Origin of the sequence: Protofrankia sp. Cr1 (assembly GCF_963555865.1) — a bacterium.
Lineage (GTDB): Bacteria > Actinomycetota > Actinomycetes > Frankiales > Frankiaceae > Protofrankia.
This window is the reverse complement of sequence record NZ_CAUVXO010000087.1, coordinates 1-4,466: the sequence shown is the minus strand read 5'-3', so window position 1 is coordinate 4,466 and position 4,466 is coordinate 1. Positions and strand designations below refer to the sequence as shown.

Here is a 4,466-nt window from a genome sequence, read left to right as displayed (position 1 = left end):
CCGGGGACGTCGACTGGGGAGATCCGGGAAGCTTTCGACGGCACTGTCCGCGGCGACCTGGCGGGATGAAAGACCCAGGCGCGCATCAGCACAAAGCGTACGATTGTCGCCACCGTACCACTGAGCAACACGGTGATGATCTCGGCTACGACGCCGGACGACGACCAGAACCGGTGCAGCAGCCCGAGCCCACCGGAGGACACCGCCAGTCCGACAACGAACACGACGCCCGACTCGGCGAACTGACGCACCGCCCCGTCGCCGCCGACCTGCCCGAAGGTCAGCCGCCGGTTCGCCCAGGTGTTGGCAACGGCGGTCATGAGCAACGCGACGAAGTTGGCCGCCAGCGGCGACGTTCCGATCTCCCGGAGCATCGCGTAGGCAAGGACGTATGCCAGGGTCGAACACAGCCCGATCGCCGCGAACGTCCGGAGCTGACGGCCCATTCCGCCGGGCAGCCGGGCCGCACGCACCTGCGGTGGCAGATCCACGCCGACCCGCCCCGCGATGATCCGACGGGCGACCCGGATCATTCCGCGAATGTCCTCCATCGCCGTCGCCACGACATCGACCCGGGAGTCCGGGTCGTCCGTCCAGTCGACCGCAACCTCATGAATACGGAGACCGTTACGTTCGGCGAGCAGCAGCAGCTCGGTGTCGAAGAACCAGTGGTTGTTCTCGATCGCGGGCAGGAGGGCACGGGCCACGTCGGCCCGGACCGCCTTGAAGCCGCACTGGGCGTCCCGGAAGGACGTCCGGAAGGTGACCCTCAGCATCCAGTTGTAACAACGAGAGATGATCTCCCGTTTCGGTCCACGAACGACCCTGGACCCGCGAACCAGCCGAGAACCGATCGCGACGTCCGAATGGCCCGAAAGCAGCGGCGCGACCAACGGCAACAGTGCCTCAAGCCCGCTGGAGAGATCCACGTCCATATATGCGACGACATCGGCGTCCGACGCCGACCAGACGGCCCGCAACGCCCGGCCGCGGCCCTTGGCCTCCAGCCGTGTCACCCGGACCCGACTCAGGTCGGCGGCCAACTGCCAGGCGATCGCGGGCGTGGCGTCGGTACTCGCGTTGTCTGCGATCGTGATACGCCAGTCAAAGGGAAAACGGCGGGTCAGGAAGTCATGCAGTCGCCGGATGCTGTCGGCAAGGGTCGTCTGCTCGTTGTAGACCGGGACCACCACCTCGACGACAGGTTGCGGTCGCCATTGAGCTGGTAGCGTCACGGTGGTCGGCGCCGCGACGGCCCTCGGGAGTGCCACGACGGGATTCACGAGCACCCCGGTCTGCCCGCTCCCACCGCCAGGCATCGGCGCCACAGTGCCCGGTGCAGCCCGTGATGGTTCGCAGTCGCGGCGGCCCCGCAGACGCTTCGGCAGCTTCACCTCTCCAAGGGTTGGGGAAGGCATTGAGGACAGCCTGAAGTAGACCTGAGAAGCTACTGAGAGCACCTTCGCGGACGCCCTCCCATACCGCGTGACAGCCACCCGGGGACGGTGGCCCGATCACTGGCGTGTCGTCACAGTCTGTAAATCAGGCGACCCGACTGCCACAGCGGTCACGACGTTCGCCATCGTGTGACGGGACAGGTCAGCGGGTTGGGCACTCGGGCAGTTGGATGGTCGGACAGGGAGCGGGTTGACGTGCTTCACGCACTTCCCCATGGGTGCCAACATGGTGGACCCCGCGGTCGCCGTTGTCGCCGCCGCTGCATTCACCGTCGCAGTGCCATCACGGCTCGCCGCATCGATCGCCGACCCACTCGCCGACGGCCGGGCCCGTTGACCGTGACCAGAATGGCCACGCTGGGACCTACGCTCCCGGACGCCGTGCCTCAGCCGACTGTTGGTCGCATTTCAGTCTTCACTCAGCTTGTGAGGGGAAGGTTTCTACCATGAGCACGCGGCCCCCCTTCACCTCCCCGGACGGACGTCCTTCGGACTCGCGGGCACCCGACGCCGGTGGCAACGACCGCCAGTCCGGGCCGGATGCCCCGGTCTGGGCGGCGCCGGATGCCGAGCCATACCCACCCACCCACCGGCCCGCGGTGCAGGCACCGGCGGGTCCAGCAGCCCCGGGTGCGGCAGACCCCCGGACGCCCCCCGAGTGGGGCTCAGCCGACGGGTCCGGCCGGACCTGGTGGGGAACACCCTGGAGCGCACCCAGTGCGAGCGGTTCCGACGACACGACGACCGCAGCCGCCTCGGGCGGCGCCGGCTCCGGCTACCCAGGAGGCTCCGGCTCCGGGGCGGCGTCGAACTCAGGGCTGGCGTCGAGCTCAGGGCCGACACCACCGTTCGGGTCGACACCGTTCGGGTCGACACCGTTCGGGCCGACACCACCGCCGTCCGGTCCGTATTACGGCCCCCCGCAGACCGTCGGGCAACCGGCCCCGCCGCCGCCGCCGCGACGCAGGCGGCTCGCCGCCGCCGCGATCGCGCTCGCGCTGGTCTGCGCCGGGGTGGGCGGCGGCGTCGGCGCTCTGGTCGCAGGCGGCAACGACGGGACGACCGTGGTGTCCTCCGCCGGCCTGCAGCGTGGCACCAGCACTGCGGGAACCTCACCAGCCGCATCCGGCACGGTGTCAGCCGCCGCGCAGACCATCCTGCCGAGCGTGGTCACGATTGCCGCCACATCGAGAAACCAGGCGAGCACCGGCTCCGGGGTGATCATTCGTCAGGACGGCTACATTCTGACCAACAACCACGTGGTAACCGACGCCGCACAGGGTGGTTCCCTGAAGGTGACCACGCAGGACGGCAAGGACTTCACCGCAAAGATCGTCGGAACCGATCCGACCTCCGACCTCGCGGTGGTCAAAATTGACGCAACCGGGTTGAAGGCGGCAACCTTCGGCGACTCCGACGCGCTCTCGGTCGGCGAACTGGTGGTCGCGGTCGGCAGCCCGCTCGGACTCAGCGGCACCGTCACGTCAGGGATCGTGAGCGCCATGCACCGGCCGGTGCGCACCGGCGACACCAACGTCCAGGACAGCAACGCCGTCCTGGACGCCATCCAGACCGACGCTCCGATCAACCCCGGCAACTCCGGCGGCCCGCTCGTCAACAGCAAGGGCGAACTGATCGGCATCAACTCGGCCATTGCAACGGTGGGCTCGAGCAGTGGCGGGTTCGGCAGCCAGCAGGAACAGCAGGCCGGCAACATCGGTGTCGGGTTCGCGATCCCATCCAACTATGCCCAGTCCATCGCCGGTGAACTGATCAGCAAGGGGGCCGCGGTACACCCGTATCTCGGTGTGAACGCCTCAACCGCCGGAGCAAGCCAGACCGACCCGAACGGTGACGGAAGCGGCGCCACCATCCAGAATCTGGTCGGCAACGGACCCGCCCAGCAGGCCGGACTTCAGGACGGCGACGTCATCACCAAGCTGGGAGACCGCCGGATCACCAGCGTTGACGGGCTCATCGCGGCAGTCCGGTCCCAGCCGATCGGCAGCAAGGTGACCATCACCTACACCCGCGGCGGCCAGCCACATACCGCGGAGGTCATCCTGACTCAGCAGCCACCGTCCTGATCGCCCACGGCTCCGCGGCAGCCACAACCAAGCCATGATCAAACAATCGTCGGCCTGACGGGTCCAGCATGTGACAGCAAAGTTTTCCCGACGTTCCCCTCATGGCATGGCCGGAACCATCTAACGTAGCGAGCGATGCCGGTGTCGCTCCGTCCGCGCCAGGACACCGTCATGACTCATCCCGCCAATGGGGGATACGGGAGAATGCACTGATGACTGGCGGTATCCGCCGTACCAACCCGGAGGGGGCAGCCGCGACCGGTTTACGCCCCAGGCACGCTGTGTCGGCCCCTGCCGACCGGCGCTCGGGCGAGCGGCCTGACGGACCGCGGCCGCGAACCCCCGAGTCGGACATCGACCTCGTCATGCGGATCCGGCGCGGTGAGCGGGATGCTTTCGACGCCGTCTACCAGCACTATGCCGACGACGTCTTCTCGATGTGCCTGCTCATCCTGGGGGAGGCCGAGGTCGCCCAGGCAGCTGCGGGCACGGCGTTCGCCCTGGTGGCCCGAACGCGGCTGGCCACCCTCGGCGATGCCACCCGGCTGCGCTCATGGTTACTGGAGCTGGCCCGCGGCAGCGCTTTGGCGTGGTCCGGCTCGCCCCAGGCCCGCCGTGGCCCGATACAGCACGCGGTGGCGCCCGAGGAGATGCTCGCGAAGGTTCGGATCACTCCGGCGCCCGCACGGCTGCGGGAAGGACTCGTCCGCACCTTCGACCGCGCCGCGACGGCTGCCGACGGCACCACCTCGTCGTCCCGAGCGCAGGCACCAGTGCCAGCTCAGCCATCGGTGCCAGCTCAGACATCGGTGCCGGACGTACCCGCGGGCACCGCGAGCAGCGGAGCGGGTGACCCCGACGACACGCCGACGGCCGTTGTGCTCCCCGCCACCCGTCCCGGTGGAAGCTCCCCCAAGCCGGA

At 68.8% G+C, this 4,466-nt stretch carries 3 protein-coding genes and 1 pseudogene; 3 read left to right on the top strand and 1 reads right to left on the bottom strand.

Going from position 1 to position 4,466, the window contains the following annotated elements; translation table 11 throughout:
- Positions 1 to 1,319 (bottom strand): glycosyltransferase (locus U9980_RS09990; protein WP_322767668.1); only part of this gene is annotated, 1,319 nt, incomplete at its 3' end.
- Positions 1,320 to 1,647: 328 nt separating this feature from the next.
- Between U9980_RS09990 and U9980_RS09985 the strand changes: the two genes are divergently transcribed.
- The 3 genes and pseudogenes from U9980_RS09985 to U9980_RS09975 form a co-directional block, all read left to right on the top strand.
- Complete coding sequence (locus U9980_RS09985; RefSeq protein WP_322750530.1) at positions 1,648 to 1,794, top strand: hypothetical protein; 147 nt, start codon at positions 1,648 to 1,650, stop codon at positions 1,792 to 1,794.
- Positions 1,795 to 1,903: 109 nt separating this feature from the next.
- Positions 1,904 to 3,544, top strand: coding sequence for a S1C family serine protease (locus tag U9980_RS09980; RefSeq protein ID WP_322767667.1), 1,641 nt, complete (start codon positions 1,904 to 1,906; stop codon positions 3,542 to 3,544).
- A gap of 365 nt (positions 3,545 to 3,909) precedes the next feature.
- Positions 3,910 to 4,466, top strand: a pseudogene (locus U9980_RS09975) (RNA polymerase subunit sigma-24); the annotation flags it as partial.